This is a genomic window from Mesomycoplasma hyorhinis ATCC 17981 (assembly GCF_000383515.1).
GTDB lineage: Bacteria > Bacillota_I > Bacilli_A > Mycoplasmatales > Metamycoplasmataceae > Mesomycoplasma > Mesomycoplasma hyorhinis.
On the sequence record NZ_KB911489.1, the window covers coordinates 39,118 to 54,909 of the forward strand.

The 15,792-nt window shown below is 27.8% G+C and carries 11 protein-coding genes, 1 other RNA gene and 1 pseudogene; 3 read left to right on the top strand and 10 right to left on the bottom strand.

What is annotated here, in order from left to right; translation table 4 throughout:
- Positions 1–54: 54 nt before the first annotated feature.
- The 8 genes from F801_RS0101760 to F801_RS04510 form a co-directional block, all read right to left on the bottom strand.
- On the bottom strand, positions 55–603 hold the full coding sequence (locus F801_RS0101760) for a hypothetical protein (protein WP_014335348.1): 549 nt from the start codon (positions 601–603) through the stop codon (positions 55–57).
- A 2-nt stretch (positions 604–605) separates the two neighbouring features.
- A complete protein-coding gene (gene tsaE / locus F801_RS0101765; protein WP_014335347.1) occupies positions 606–1,022 on the bottom strand; it encodes a tRNA (adenosine(37)-N6)-threonylcarbamoyltransferase complex ATPase subunit type 1 TsaE in 417 nt (138 codons plus the stop codon).
- A gap of 122 nt (positions 1,023–1,144) precedes the next feature.
- A complete protein-coding gene (locus tag F801_RS0101770) occupies positions 1,145–5,407 on the bottom strand; it encodes a DNA-directed RNA polymerase subunit beta' (protein ID WP_020104557.1) in 4,263 nt (1,420 codons plus the stop codon).
- A 19-nt stretch (positions 5,408–5,426) separates the two neighbouring features.
- Positions 5,427–9,137, bottom strand: coding sequence for a DNA-directed RNA polymerase subunit beta (gene rpoB / locus F801_RS0101775; RefSeq protein WP_020104558.1), 3,711 nt, complete (start codon positions 9,135–9,137; stop codon positions 5,427–5,429).
- A gap of 96 nt (positions 9,138–9,233) precedes the next feature.
- Positions 9,234–9,605: a 50S ribosomal protein L7/L12 gene (gene rplL, locus F801_RS0101780; RefSeq protein WP_013301891.1), complete on the bottom strand. Its 372-nt coding sequence runs from the start codon at positions 9,603–9,605 to the stop codon at positions 9,234–9,236.
- Positions 9,606–9,670: 65 nt separating this feature from the next.
- Entirely contained in the window at positions 9,671–10,168 is a 498-nt protein-coding gene (gene rplJ, locus F801_RS0101785) for a 50S ribosomal protein L10 (RefSeq protein ID WP_014335343.1), read from the bottom strand.
- 139 nt (positions 10,169–10,307) lie between these two features.
- On the bottom strand, positions 10,308–11,240 hold the full coding sequence (gene holA / locus F801_RS0101790) for a DNA polymerase III subunit delta (RefSeq protein ID WP_020104559.1): 933 nt from the start codon (positions 11,238–11,240) through the stop codon (positions 10,308–10,310).
- On the bottom strand, positions 11,168–12,238 hold the full coding sequence (locus tag F801_RS04510; RefSeq protein WP_020104560.1) for an MAG0480 family ComEC-like protein: 1,071 nt from the start codon (positions 12,236–12,238) through the stop codon (positions 11,168–11,170). The genes holA and F801_RS04510 overlap by 73 nt, the downstream gene beginning before the upstream one ends.
- Between F801_RS04510 and F801_RS04360 the strand changes: the two genes are divergently transcribed.
- Positions 12,216–12,362, top strand: coding sequence for a hypothetical protein (locus tag F801_RS04360; RefSeq protein ID WP_014582643.1), 147 nt, complete (start codon positions 12,216–12,218; stop codon positions 12,360–12,362). The two genes, F801_RS04510 and F801_RS04360, sit on opposite strands and share 23 nt — an antisense overlap.
- Positions 12,363–12,468: 106 nt before the next feature.
- Here F801_RS04360 and F801_RS0101805 read toward each other — a convergent pair whose 3' ends face one another.
- A complete protein-coding gene (locus F801_RS0101805; RefSeq protein ID WP_014335341.1) occupies positions 12,469–12,963 on the bottom strand; it encodes an MAG0490 family ComEA-like DNA-binding protein in 495 nt (164 codons plus the stop codon).
- Between the two features lie 38 nt (positions 12,964–13,001).
- Between F801_RS0101805 and rnpB the strand changes: the two genes are divergently transcribed.
- An RNA gene (gene rnpB, locus F801_RS04230) (RNase P RNA component class B) lies at positions 13,002–13,284 on the top strand.
- 165 nt (positions 13,285–13,449) lie between these two features.
- Positions 13,450–15,531: a 5'-nucleotidase C-terminal domain-containing protein gene (locus F801_RS0101810; RefSeq protein ID WP_020104561.1), complete on the top strand. Its 2,082-nt coding sequence runs from the start codon at positions 13,450–13,452 to the stop codon at positions 15,529–15,531.
- A gap of 78 nt (positions 15,532–15,609) precedes the next feature.
- On the opposite strand, the pseudogene F801_RS04235 reads toward F801_RS0101810, so the two are convergent.
- Positions 15,610–15,792, bottom strand: a pseudogene (locus F801_RS04235) (IS3 family transposase); the annotation flags it as partial.

Consider the following 15,792-nt stretch of genomic DNA (forward strand, 5'->3'; position numbering starts at 1 on the left):
TAATGAAGTTATACAAAGTAAATAATTAATAATCAAAGGTAAGCTTGCTAGATTTTAGTTTTGTACTCCACTAGGATCTTTTGCATAAAAAGGATGAATTGATAATATATTAGTTTCTTGTTTGAAAATGTTTGTAATTAGTTCAAAATTATTACAAATTCATTCATAATCTATTTGATTGACTTCTTTGTTATCTTTTAAAACTTGTGAGACTTGAGATAGTAATTGTCCTTGTTTAGCTTTTGCACTAAAAAAGTGTAAACCTGAAGAATTAATGTAATAATTTGCTTCTTTTTTCTTTGTAAATGACAAAAGAGCAAATATGTTTGTGGTTCAAATATTTGCTTTTGTTAGTTGAGAAATAGTTCTTACATAAACTAAAGAAATTCTACAACCTGTGAAATATCCAGGGCCTAAATTTAAGTAAAAATCTTTAATATCTTTAATATTTAGCTTGTGTTTTTGTAGTATTTGCTCTACTTCATCAGCTAATAATTCTACTTTTTTTGAAACTTTTATAATTTGTTTATCAACAAAACCAAAATCTGAGTTAAATAAAATAAGAGCAAAAAAATCAGATGTAGTGTCAAGAAATATTTTCATATTTATCAATAAAGATTGAACTCTCTTTCTTCATTTTCAAGGATTTTTATGTAAATTACTAATGAATTTGAATATAGAAATTTTAGTTTATTAGCTCATTCGATAACGACGTATTTATCTTCAAAATAATCTTCAAATTCAGATAAATCAGAATTGTAATTATCAAGATCAATATGAACTAGTTTATCATATGAAAACATAAAATTAAATGAAGGAGAAGTAACTTCTTGTTCAATATTCAAAGTTTTAGCTAATTCTTTTACAAAAGCAGTTTTACCAGCTCCAAATTCACCAATTAAGTAAATAAATTTTGCCTCAAGTGCAAACACTTTATTCACTACTAGTCTTAAATCTGGTATTTTTTTAACTAAAATTTTATCCTGATTTTTTAAATTTTTTATCAAATGATTAAATTGCATATTAAACCTTATCTTTGCTTCTTTTTTCAAGCTTTTTATTATTTTACTATGTTATTATTTGAAATAAAAATAAAATTAAAACTAGGAAAATTTCCTAGTTTTAATTATTATCTTATATTTGATTAACGATTTTTATTAATTTGTGGTTTAAAGAATGAATATGGATCTCTAATGTCATATTTGGATTTATGTTCAAAATTAGAGTTTGTTCCGGCTGGAATTTTGTGACCAACAATAATGTTTTCTTTAAGACCTTCTAATCTATCAACTTGAGAAGAAATTACTGAATGAACTAAAATTTTTGAAGTTTCTTGATATGATGCAGCAGCTAAGAATGAGTTAGAAAGTAAAGGAATTTGTTTTGCTCCTTTAATGATAATGTTTCCAAAAGGAGGTCTTTTTCCTTCTGCTATTAGTTTTCCACTTACTTCTTGGTAATCAAAAATATCTACAATTGAACCGATGAAGAAATCTGAATCTCCATTGTCAATAATTTGAATTTTTGAAAGCATTTGTCTAATAATAATTTCAATATATTTATCTGAAATTGTAATACCTTGCATACGATAAATTCTTTGAATTTCTTTTAAAAGATAGTTTTGTAATGTTCTAGCATCAGCGTAATTTAATAATTCTTTTAGAATAATTGGACCTTCAACAAGTTTTTGACCTGGAACAACTTTATCACCGATTTGTACTCTTAATTTTTGATTTGAAGCAACTCTAATTATTTTGTATGCATCTAAATTTTCTTCATTTTTGTACTCAATTGTAATTAAAGTAGAACCTGTAAGTTGTCCATCTTCTTTGTTTTTAACTGATTCAATTTTAGCAACAACTCCGTGCACTGGAGAAATTTGTGCAGGACGACCTCATGGATGTTCGTGTGCATCGATTAGTTCAATTAAACGAGTAAATCCACCTGTAATATCTTCAACACCAGCAACCCCTCCGGTATGGAAAGTACGCATTGTTAACTGTGTACCAGGCTCACCGATTGATTGTGCAGCAATAATTCCAACTGCTTCACCAATAGCTACTAATCTGTTTGTTGCTAAATCTTTACCATAACATTTTTTACATACACCATTTTTAGTATGACAAGATAAAATGGAACGGATTTCGACTGCTGTTACTCCAGAATCAACTATTTTTTTAGCTAAATGGGCATTAATAAAATCACCTGTTTGTGCTAGTACTTCACCATCTGGACTTACTACATCTTTGTTTAAAAATCTACCTTCAATTCTTTCTGCTAAAGGAACAATTGTTGTGTTTGTTTTAGTATCAATAATTTGTTTTACTACAAATCCAAAGTCAGAAAAACAATCATTTTGAGTAACAACAATGTTTTGTGCTACATCAACTAAACGACGAGTTAAATAACCTGATTTAGCTGTGTTAAGCGCTGTATCGGTAAGTCCTTTTCGAGCACCGTGTGTTGAAGAATAGAACTCAAATGATGTAAGACCTTCTAAGAATGAAGATTTAACTGGCACTTCAACAATTGAACGAACAACTCTTTCATTTTCAGCATCTACCTTTAGAGCTTTAACGTTATTTGCCATCAATCCACGCATTCCAGCTAATTGAACGAAGTTAGACATATTTGATCTAGCTCCTGATTTCATCATAATAACTAGTGAATTTTTTGGATCAAGTTCAACTGTTTCGTTTAGATTTTTTTGGATTTCATTTTTTACAGCCGTTCATTTGTTAATTGAAAGAATATATCTTTCATCATCAGTGATTCAACCTTGTGCGTAGAAGTGGTTTAATTGATTGATATAGTCTTCACCTTCTTTTAGATATTCTTGTTTTTTTGGTGCTATTTTAATATCAGAAATAGACATAGAAACACCAGAATTTGTAGAGTACACAAATCCAAGATCTTTAATATCATCTAAAATAGCTGCAACTACATTTACATAATTAAATCACACTTTTTCAAGAATTTCTACTTTGTCTTTTACTTCAAAAACTCTAATTTTATTAACTGAATGGATGTTGTTAATTCTTGTTAGAAGTTCAAATTCAGCTGTTGTAAATTCAGCTAGTTTCATTGCATGAGTAATAGAAAGTGGTTCACCTTTGAAATCCAGTAGTTTTTTGTACAAAAGTAAAGAATCGTGATAATTTTCAAAATCTAATTTATTAATTACACTAGCTACATCTTCTTTTGAAACTACGTAATCATAAGTATCAAAAATTTGACGTACTATTTTAGCAATATCTTTTTTAGTTAGTGCAGCATTTAAAGGAAGTTGTTGGATGTATTGTGGAATATTTGTTCCCATTGGCACTAAATATTTTGCTAACTGGTTATCATAATTTAGTTCTAAATCATCAACTTTATTATCAAAGATAAAAGGGAAATTATCAGGAAAAATTCTATTTAAAATAAACTTTCCAACTGTTGAAATGATGTATTTATTTTCTTGTAAAGCATTTGATTTTTTGATTTTAATCTCTGAAAAAGGAAGTGCTATTCTAGCGTGCAAATCAAGCACTTTTACTTCATATGCCTTCATCATTTCGTTATAAGAACCAAAATAACGACCTTGACCTTTAGCATCATCTTTTTCTTGTGAAAGATAGTAAAGACCCAAAATCATATCTTGTGAAGGGTTAACAATTGGTTCACCATCTTTTGGTCCTAAAATGTTTTTATTTGCAAACATTAACTCTTTAGTTTCTCTAATAGCTTCAGGCGAAATAGGAACGTGCACAGCCATTTGGTCACCATCGAAGTCAGCGTTGAATCCTGTTGTTACAAGTGGATGTAATTGAATAGCTTTACCACGAACTAAAACAGGTTCAAAAGCTCTAATTGAAAGACGGTGTAAAGTTGGTGCCCTGTTTAGTAAAATTGGTTTATTTTTAATTACCTCTGCAACATGTGGTCAAATTTGTGGATTTTCTTCTTCAATCATTTTTCTTGCTGTTTTAATAGAAGGAGCACTATTTTGTTCAATTAGTCTTCTAATAATTCAAGGTTCGAATAATTTAGCCACCATTTTCCGCGGTAAACCTGCTTGGTGCATTTTAAGTTTTGGACCTACAACAATAACAGATCTACCTGAATAATCAACACGTTTTCCAAGTAAATTTTGTCTAAAACGACCTTTTTTACCTGTTAATGCATCAGAAATGGATTTAAGTGGACGATTATCTTTTGTAGTAACTGGATTTGGTGATTTTCTTTGATTATCAATTAAAGCATCGATAGCTTCTTGAATCATTCTTAGTTCATTTTGAATAATTAAAATGGGAGCATCTGTTTCATATCATCTTTTTAAACGGTTGTTTCTAATGATAATACGACGATAAAGTTCGTTAACATCTGAAGTAGAATGACGAGCACCATCTAATTGCACTAATGGACGTAAATCAGCTGGAATAACAGGAAGATTTTTAATAATCATTGATTTGGGATCTTGACCTGAATTTAAAAAAGCATTAATAACTTGTAATCTTTTATAAAGTTTGTCTCTTTTTTGGTTTTTAGTTGAATCTTTTTTAGAAAGACTAGTACTGTTTTGCACTTCTTGAATTTCTTGTTCAACTTTTTCTTTTTCAGCTTTTAAATCTAAATGTTCTAAAAGATACTCAATTGCTTTAGTTCCTGTAGAAATTCGAGCATCTGAGTACTCTTCGATAATTTCGTTTAGTTCATAAAAATCTATTCCGTAATCTCTACCGATTTTAGAAGTAGCTACTTCAGTAAGATCTGTTAAAGCTGCGGAAATGTCTTGATATTCTTCTGAATCTTCTTCAAATTTTTCTAAGATTTCTTGTAGTGCATTTTTGTAAATTACACCAGCTTCTGAAATGTCAATAATTTTATTTTTAGCTAAAGATTTTAAACCACCTGTTTCTAAAACTATGTGGGATTTGTAGTAAATTAAAGACTCTAATGAAGCTTTGGAAACGGATTTTCCAGTTTCTTCATTTCTTAAACCTAGTAATTTCGAAATAATTGAGTGATCAATTTTGAAAAATCAAAAGTGTAAAACAGGAGAATTTAAAGCAATGTGACCCATTGAATAACGACGAGCAATTTTGGGTAAAATTTTTGATTTTAACTCTTCACATTCTTTAGTTGCTAAACAAATTGTGTTTTCATTAGATTTTTTGTACTTTTTTCCACAAACAGGACATTTGTAATCGATTAGTGGACCAAAAATTAATTCATCAAAAAGCCCACCACGTTCTGGTTTGAAGGTTTTGTAATTAATTGTTTCTGGTTTAGTTACTTCTCCTCTTGATCATTCTAAAATGTTTTCAGGAGTAGCTAGAGCTAAAGAAATTTTTTCAATTGTATTCTCGTAAATTTTGGCATATTGACGAGAAACTTTTGTATCAGTTTTATTATTTGTACTCATTTAGTGTTCTTCCTTTTGTTTATTTAAAATGATCAAATTCATCTTCAAAATCATCATCAGCGTAATCTTCCTGATAATCTTCTACTTTAGACATTTGGCTTTCAAAATATTCTTGATCAAAAGCATCTTCAAGCAACATTTCTTCAGGATTTGAAGCATTTTCAGCGTTTGCTTCTGGATCTTCTTCTTGATTTTCTTTTTTGTGAACTTCTAGTTTAATACCTAATCCCCTTAGTTCATATGCTAAAACGTTAAAGGATTCTGGAGTTCCTGGTTTTGGTATTTTTCCTCCTGAAACTAGATTGTTGTATAAAGCATTTCTACCTTGAATATTATCTGATTTGTAAGTTAAAAGTTCAAGTAAAACAGATGAAGCACCAAAGGATTCAAGAGCTCAGGTTTCCATTTCTCCAAATCTTTGTCCACCGTTTTGACTTTTTCCTCCAAGTGGTTGTTGAGTTGTTAGTGAATATGGACCAACAGAACGTGCATGCATTTTATCATCTACCATGTGTTGTAGTTTTAACATATACATATAGCCGATTGAAACATCATTGTCAAAAGGTTGACCTGTGATTCCATCGTATAAAGTAAATTTACCTGATTCTGGAATACCTGCTTGATTAAACAATTCTTTCATTTTATCTAATTTAACTCCGTCAAACACTGGGCAAACAAATTTAATATCTAATTTTTTAGCAACCATACCAAGGTGCATTTCTAGAATTTGTCCGATGTTCATACGTGAAGGAATACCTTGTGGATTTAAAAGAATATCAATTGGTGTTCCATCTTCTAAAAATGGCATATCTTCAACTGGTAAAACTAAGGAAATAACTCCTTTGTTTCCGTGTCTTCCGGCCATTTTATCCCCAACTTTAATTTTTCTTTTTTGAGCGATAAAGACTTTGATGATTTTTTCAACACCGTCTTCTAAATTATCTTCACGAGTTCTTGAAAGAATTTGCACATCAATAACTGTACCACCATCACCGTGTTTAACTTTTAATGAAGTATCCTTCTGAGATGAGGCTTTTTTACCTCAAATTGCGTTCATTAATTTTTCTTCAGGTGTTGGATTATCTTCTCCTTTTGGTGAAGTTCTACCTACTAAAATATCACCTGCACTAACTTCTGATCCAATACGGACAATTCCGTTTTCATCTAAGTGTCTTTTACTTCTCTGTGAAGCATTTGGAATTTCTCTAGTAAGATCATCATTACCTGCTTTTGAAGATCTAAATTGAATAGTTTGTTCTTGAATATGAATTGAAGTAAAAACATCATCTTTAACTAGTTTTTCACTAATAATAATCGCATCTTCGTAATTGTATCCATATCAAGTGGAAAAAGCTACTAAAACGTTTTTACCCAAAGCCAATTCACCTTGATCTGTAGAAGGACCATCACAAATTAAATCACCTTGCTTAACAAATTGACCAACTTCAACTATTGGACGTTGTAAAATCAAAGTTTCTTGGTTTGATCTTTCAAAATAACGTAGGTGATAAGTTTTAATATTTCCTTGTTCGTTTTTGATTTGAATTGATTTAGAATCAACAAAAACTACTTCTCCATCTTCGCTAGCTCTGATGTTAGTTGATGAGAATTTAGCTACATCTGCTTCAATTCCTGTAGCAACATAAGGAGCTTCTGTAGTAATTAATGGAACAGCTTGACGTTGCATATTTGAACCCATTAGCGCACGGTTAGCATCGTTGTTTTCTAAAAATGGAACAGCACTAGCTGAAAGTGAAGTCATTTGTTTGGAACTAACTGCTATAAAATCAACTTGTTCTGGTTTAACTGTTAAATAAGTATAGTTTTTACGAACAATAATTTCTGGTTCAATAATTTTGTTATTTTCATCCACTAATAAAGAAGATTGAGCAAAAGTATATCCAAATTCTTCTGCTGCTGTTAATCAAACAATATTTTGTGGATCGTAATTTACAACACCATTTTCTACTGGGAAATAAGGAGTTTGAATAAATCCATATGGATTAGTTTTTGCATAAACTGCAAAGTTTAAAATAAGTCCAATATTTTGTCCCTCAGGTGTTTCAACTGGACAAATTCTTCCATAGTGAGTAACATGGACGTCACGAACTTCGAATTGTGCAGTTTCTCTATTAAGACCTCCAGGTCCTAAAGAGGTTACTCTTCTTTTGTTTGCCATTTCACCTAAAGGATTTATTTGATCCATAAATTGTGAAAGTTTTGAAGAATTAAAGAAGTTTTTGAATTGATTATAAATAGGTTTATTATTTGTGATGTTTTTAATGTTAATTTTTTCGCTATCTCCTCTAGAAGAAATTCTTTCTTTTGTGTTTTTTTCTAGCTTGGATAAAGCAATTAAAAATTGATTTTGTAATAACTCACCTACATTAACAACACGTTTGTTTACTAATGAATCTGGATCGTCATTTTTACCTAAATTAGCAAGTAAATTGAAGTAATATGAAACAATAGCTACTATGTCTGAAATTAATAAATGCATTTCAGTTGATGTCGGATCATTTCCAATAACTAGAACTGATTTTTCTTGTTGTTCCTTGTTAGCATCTTGTTCCATAGCACGTTTGTTTGGTCAAACTCTTAAGGTAATAATTTTTGTTCTGGTGTTTAAATTTTCATTTTTAGTAATTTCTAATTGACGACCATAAACATTTTCATCTATACCTTCGATTTCTGATAAAGGCAGAATTGAATTTTCAAATTTAGATTGAATATCATTTGCAATTTTAGGAGTAATAAAAGTTCCTAAAGGATACAATAATTTTCCTTTAGAATCAAAAATATCTTCAGCTAAATAGGTTTGAATTATTCTATCTAATAAATTCAATTTTCTATTTAACATATATCTACCAGTTTTAGATAAGTTATAACGACGTTCATTGAATAATAAAGCAGGAATAAAGTTTTTCAATCCTTCTGTTGTTATTCTGTCATCTTTTCTAATTGTTCTGTAAATAGATTCTAAGCTATCTAATTGTTCTTGTACTTTATCTTTTCTTAAAAATTTGTCTTTTTTCAATGATTCTCTAAGTTCTGGAGAATCACCAAAATATTTTTTAATTATATCTTTATCAACAAAACCAATTGCTTTTAAAAAAGTAATTAAAGGTATGTTTTTATGTTTATCTATTCTTAATTTAACTGTATCTGTTGCATTTCTTGTAACTCTATGGAAAATTTCAAGTCATGAACCCAGTTGAGGAATAATTTCAACTTTATTAAATAAGTCATCAGCTTGTCTGTTTCTAACATTTTCTCTAAAGCATACTCCAGGTGATCTAATTAATTGTGAAACTATAACTTTTTCAAATCCATTAATGATAAAAGTTCCACCTTCAGTCATATAAGGTATTTCACCAAATAAAATTTCTTGTTTTTCTAGTTCACCGGATTCAACTTGAAGTTTTTCTAGTGTTGCAAAAACCTTGCAAACAAAAGACTTTCCTTTTCTTTTTAGTTCTTTAATATTAGTGTAGTCTTGATTTGGATCTTCAACTCTTACAGAACCTTTTTTAAATCTAATTTCTATTTTTCCATTAGTAGAAATAATAGGATATATTTTATTAAAGGTTTCTTCAATTCCTTCTTTTAAAAATCATTTAAAAGATTGTTTTTGTGAATCTAAAAAATCTGGAGTAGGTAGACTAAATTTGGTTTTAGAATAATCTCTACGTAGTGTTGTAGGTCCATATTTTGATAATTTAAATTCCATTTAATTACTCCTTGTCTACTTTTTTGCTTTCTAATTGAATAGTAAAAATGGCACACAAAACAATGCCATTTTAAAATTTGATTTTTTTGTTAAAAATTATTCAACAACAACTTCTGCTCCAACTGCAGAAAGTTTTTCTTTAATATCTTTAGCTTCGTCTTCTTTTGCATTTTCTTTAAGAACTGCTGGTAAGTTGTCAACTAATTTTTTAGCTTCCATTAATCCTAATCCTAATAATTCTTTAACAACTTTAATAACGTTAACTTTTTGACCACCATCAGTTTTTAATGTAACTTTGAATTCAGATTTTGCTGAAGCTTCTCCACCTGCTGCTGGAGCTGCCGCAACTGCAACTGCTGAAGGATCAATACCAAATTCTTCTTTCATTGCTTCAACAAGTTCCATAACTTCTTTGATGTTCATTTCTTTTAATGATTCTATAAATTGTTCTTTAGTAAGTTTTGCCATTTTAAATTCCTTTATTTTTTGTTTTAAATATTTTTTATGAATTTTTAAGATTCTAAATTGATCAATTATGCATTAATTTTATTTTCATCTACTAGCATTTTTAATCCAACTGAAAGTTGTCTTAAACCACCAAGTAGAGATGATGCCAGCATTGTAAGTGCTTCTTCGTAGTTTGGTAAAGTTGCAACTGTTTGCATTTCTTGTGCATCTGCAACTTTTCCTTCAAAAATACCGCCTTTTAATACAACTACTGGATTTGTTTTAGCGAATTTTGAAATAATTTTAGCTGGAGCTATTGCATCTGTAGAACCAAAAGCAAAAAAATTTGGACCAACTAGTGATTGTTCTAAATCTCCGAAACCTGCTTCTTTAGATGCTATTTTAAATAGTCTATTTTTATAAACTTTTACAAAAACACCTGCTTCTTTAAGCTCATTTCTAAGAGTTTCAATTTCAGCAACTGTTAATCCACGATATTCAGCTATAACTAATGAAGAAGAAGAATTAATCAAATCTTTAATTTCTTGCACTAATTCTTCTTTTTTCTTTCTAAAAGCGTTCAAATTACACCTCCTTATTAGTATAGAAAAGATGCAATACTCAAAAATATACATTCAATAACAAATATTAAGTTTTTTAAAAAACTGTTATTATCTCTACGTATTGCGAAGAGAATTATACTAAAAAATCAAAAAATATCAACTATTTTATAGACATAAGTAAGAAGTATTCAAAAGCATCTTTTTCATTCACTTGATTTGACTTAATTTTTCTATCTATTTTGGCTAATAATTTAATTAATTCTTGAAGTTTTGTTATTCCTATTTTTTTATAAAACTGCACTGCTTTTTTAACTTGAAAAATATGAATTTGAAGTTCTTTTTGTATATCAAATTCATTATATTTTTCTTCTTTATAAAGAAAACAAATAAAAGCTAACATTAGTTTTGAACTAAGTTGTGAAATTAAAAATTGAATTTTTTTACCTTGATTTATTTTTTCTTTATAAAAATTCCATGTGCTGGCAACATCGTGATCTGTAAAAGCATTTATGAAATTTCAATCACTATCAGAATCATATTTTGTTAATAAATTTTCTATACTTTCTTCAGTGATATTTTTATCATATAACAAAAGTTTATTTAGTTCTTTTTCAATAATACTTCCATTTAAAGGAAGTTTTAAAGATAATGTAAGAAGTTGGGATTCATCAATTGTTCCTTGATTTTCTTCTATAAATTTACTTATAAATTTTATGATTGTTTTATCACTTAATGTTTCTGTTTTAAAAACACTAGAACTTTTAAAAAAATGTGAATAAAAAAAGCTTGAAAAAATCTTTTTTTCTTGATTTTCTTCTTCTAATTCGTATAAAAAAATCACTGGACTAGAACTATCTATTAATTTTTTTGCAATCTTTTTTTCTTCTGAGTTAGTTAGTTTTGTATCTAAAAAGTTATGGAAAATGAACAATTTATTAGAACCAAAAAGATCCCTAGTTGTTATTGTATTCATAATATCAAAAAAAGAATCTGTCGAAAGAACATCAACAACTTCAAAATCTATGAATTTAGCAAGAATTTGTTCAACTTTTTTCTTCGTGAAATATGAGTCAGTTCCATAGACAAAAAACATATTGAAAAAATTATATAGCAAATAAAGATAGTTGTAAAATTTAATTTTATTAGCTGAATATAAATTTGAAAATTAGCTATTTTTTCTATAATTCAAAGTAAATGTTGAGCAATAAAATCCAACAAATTTTTTTCTCAAATAAATAATCAACCGATAACATAGATAAAAATAGCAAAGGGAAGAAAAATTAACGAATTTAGATAACTAAAAATATTATATTTTTCATTAAAAAATAACAATAATATTGAAGCAAAAATATGCACAATAACAGTTGAAATAAAGTTTTTTATTAATTTGTTCTCTATTTTCAAATATAAACAATAAAGCAGAACAAGTGTAATTAAAAAAGTAAAAATATAACTAAATGAGTAAATTACTAAAGGATTTCACAAAATAAAAATTATCGCAACAAAAGATAAAATTTCAAAATTCTTAAATTTATTTTTTAAAAACACTTTGTTAACTAAAGACAACACAAAAAACAATGTAGCTCTTAAAAAAGAAATTGGAAAATTTAAAATGTAATTTATTAAAGATAATAAAATAACAAAAATTATGTTTGAGAATAAATTATTAATTTTTAAAAATTTAAGAATTTTAAAAATAAATAATCTTAAAAATCCTAAATGAAAGCCAGAAATAACAAAAATATGGTAAATATTTAATTGTTTTAAATTTGCTATAAAATCATTATCTAAAATAAAATTTTCGCCTAATAAAGCAACAGGGAAAATTTTTGAATAATTAAAATTTCCTGAAGATAAAAATTTAAAAATGTTGTTCTGCCAACCTTCATCTCTAGTAATTATTTTAAAAGAATTTAGAGTTTTTATTTCAAAAAAAGTGTGAAAACTTTTTAAATAATTTTCTATATTAAAATTTGTTGATTTATTAGTAATTTTTGTTACTGTTCCACTTATAAAAATTTTGTCATAAATATTTAAATTTTTATCTTTTAAAAAGATATTATAACCATTGAATTTAAAAATAACTCCCAATGCATTCTTATTAGAAATAGAAACTTCTGAGTGAATAGAAAAAGATTTAATTGAAGTTTTATTTATTCAAAATCAAGAAAAAAGAAGAAAAGAGAAGCACAAAGTAAATAAAATTTCATTATAACCTTTTAACAAAAACAACATCACTAGGGTTAAAAAACTAAAGAAAAAATACTCTATTGAATGCTGATCAAATGCTAAAGTAAGAAAAATTAAATTTAATACTACGATTATTCAAGAGAAAAATTGTTTTGTAGTTTTTCTAAGCTCTTTGATCCCAATCCAGGGATTTGTTCAATATCTTCTCAAGTTATTTTCCTATGTTTATTTTTCAAGAAAAAATCTTGTATTTTTGCTAATAAACTTTTATTAATTTTAATTTTTTTGAAGACTTCTTCTTTTAAATTATTAGATAGCAAAGGTTTTTGTTTTTTAATTTCTAAATTTAAATCTTCAAATTGTTTTTCTTGTAATTTGAAAACTGATAAATCTGAATTAGGAAGTGGTTTGAATTTTTCTATAATTTCCTTTAAAAGTGTTCCTTTTTTAAAAGTTTTTTCTCCAGGAAACACAACTTGACCTGAAATTTTTACCTTAATATCTTCTTTATAATTGGATATTGGTGAAATATTATAAAAATTTTCTCTACTAATGTACAAACCAGATAAAGTAAAAAATAAAATTGAAAAAAGTACAATTAAAATTATTTTTATTTTTTTAGTCATTTTAAGTCTCCTTTCATTTTTTAATTTATAATTTTATATACATCGGTCAATTGCTGCTTTTTAAAAGTAGAGGAAAGTCCGCGCTAGCACTATCTGAGATGATAGTAGTGTTCATGTTGGATCTAATAAATCCAAGCCTAGACGACAAGTGCCACAGAGACGAATTTATTAAATTAAAGTGAAACGCGGTAAACTCCATGAGCTAGAAACCCAAATGAAGGTAGGGGAATTTGTTTTTTAGAATTCAATAAAAAACAAAAAGTTTTTTAAACTTAGATAAATAATTGACGCTAGAAATAGTACAGAACGCGGCTTATAGATGTAAAGGCACCTTCGGGTGTTTTTTTTTTTTTTTTTTACACTTTATTTATCTTCAAAAATTAAAGATTTTTAAAAAAAGGAAAAATTTAATAAATGTTCTTTTATTTTTCCTAAATTCTTTTTATAATTCATAATTAATAGTAATAAATCAAAAAGGGGACAAAATTGAAGAAAAAATTTTTATTAACTTTTTCTACTTTTACTACAATTGCAGCAGCAATTCCTTTAATTGTTAGTTGTACTCAAATTCACACTCAAACATCTGCAGAAATTAGAGATAAATATTTTGCTACAGTTCAAACATATTCTGATAAACTCAAAGAATTTCAAACAAAAATTAAAAATATTAGATATGAAAAACCAAAAAGTGATACAGATCAAATAACTAATATTATTTATCAAGCACAATCTGTACTTGATCCTTTAATTAGTGAAGCTAACTTTTTATTTTCTAGACTACATGAATTAGAAAAAAAGGAAAATTCAAGACTAAGAACAGTCAAAATTTTCCATACAAATGATGAGCACGGAAGATTGTTATTTGACGATGGAAAATACAATAATTACTCTGGAATGGTTAAAACTGGTTTATATCTTAAAAAATTTAATAGAGATTTACTTTTATCAGCTGGGGATTTAATCCAAGGTCTACCTCTTTCTGATACTGATCAAGGAGAAACAATTTCTAAAATTGCAAAATATTCTGGTTATGATTCTATAGCTGTAGGAAATCATGAATTTGACTATGGAATCCAACATATTCTGGATTTAGACAAAAATACTACAAAAGCTGAATTTAATAGAACTATGCCATTTATTTCAGCTAATATTTATTGAAGACAACCTTCAGAAGCTGAACTAGATAAATTATCAGATGAAGAAAAGGCAAAACGCCCTCCGAAATTTGAACTCAACAAAAGAGTTTTTAAACCTTATATTATCAAAACATTATCTAATGGATTAAAAGTTGCAATTTTTGGAATCACAACACCGGACACAAAAATTACTTCACATCCAAAAAATTCTTTCTGGGTTGAATTTAGAGATCCAGTTGAAGAGGCTAAAAAAGTAATAGCCGAAATCAAGAAAGAAGATCCTTCAATTTCTTTCATAATTGCAACAACTCACTTAGGAACTGGAAGAAGTAAACAAGAATGAACTTCTGAATGAGTAGCTCAAAATACTAACGGAGGTTTAGATTTAATTTTAGATGGACACTCACACACTTATGTAGAAATTCACAAACCAGATGAAAACAAAAATGTTTGAGTAACTCAAACTGAAGCTTATACAAAATGACTAGGAGATATTGATTTAGTTTTTGATTCTCTAACTGGCGAAATTGTCAAAATTGTTCAATCTTTAAGAGATATTAATCAAATTAACATTGTTACTAAAGATTTACCAAGTTATTGAATTTCTGAATTAGAAAAAAAATATAATGATGAAAACAAAGTAGTTGTCTTTAATTCTCCAGGTGTATTCAAACACGTTGAAACAATTGATATAGACAAACAACCATACTGAATAGGTAGAGTAAAAGCAACTTCACTCGGAGTTATGACAGCTAATTCAATGGCTTGAGATTTTGCTAAAACAAAAATTTGAGAATCAAAATCAGGATGAGAACCAGCCACTCTTGATAATTCATTAGCGCTTGTAAATAGTGGTGGTTTAAGAACGGATTTAAACCCAGGAGAAATCACAAAAGGTGATGTTTTAGGAGTTAGTCCGTTTGGAAACAGAATTGTGAGCATTAGATTAAAAGGTGATGTTCTTAAACAAGCATTAGCTTATGGATTATCCAGAGGAAGAAGTGGTGGTTTTGCTCAACTTTCTTCTAATGTTGCTTATGATGTAAAAGTTGAAAAAGGATTAGATAACAAAACTAAAACACAACAATGATTATGAAAACCTAATCCCAATTCTTTCAAAATCAACAACAAAGCTATAGATGATAACAAATTCTATTACCTAACTACAAATGACTTTGTTTCAGTAGGTGGTGATGGCTATACAATGTTAAATTTAAATGAAAATAATCAAATTGAAAGAGCTTATGAGGGAGGAAAATATATTGAGTCTCTAATAAAATATGCTCAATATGTAAACTCTATTGGTCATGATTCCTCACCTACAGACTTATTCGCACATAAACTAGCTGAATATCTTAAACCTAATTTCTTAGATAATCAAAAAGTTGAAATACCTCAAGAAGCTTTGGTAAAAAGAGGTCCAACAGTTTAATTTCCTTCAAAATCAAGTAAAAAAACACACTTTTATGAGATGGTGCCCTTTTCTTAATAAAATTTTTAAACAGTTTAATTAATTATAATTTGGAATGAATGTTTCCCTAAATTTAATGGGAGACATTCATTTTATTTTATCTTTAATTCGTTTGTGATTGTAATAATAAATATAATTTGCAATTGCTTTGTGAAATTATTTAAAAGTTAAAAATTCTTTTTCGCGACCATAAAAACATTCTCTTTTTAATGTCCCAAAAAA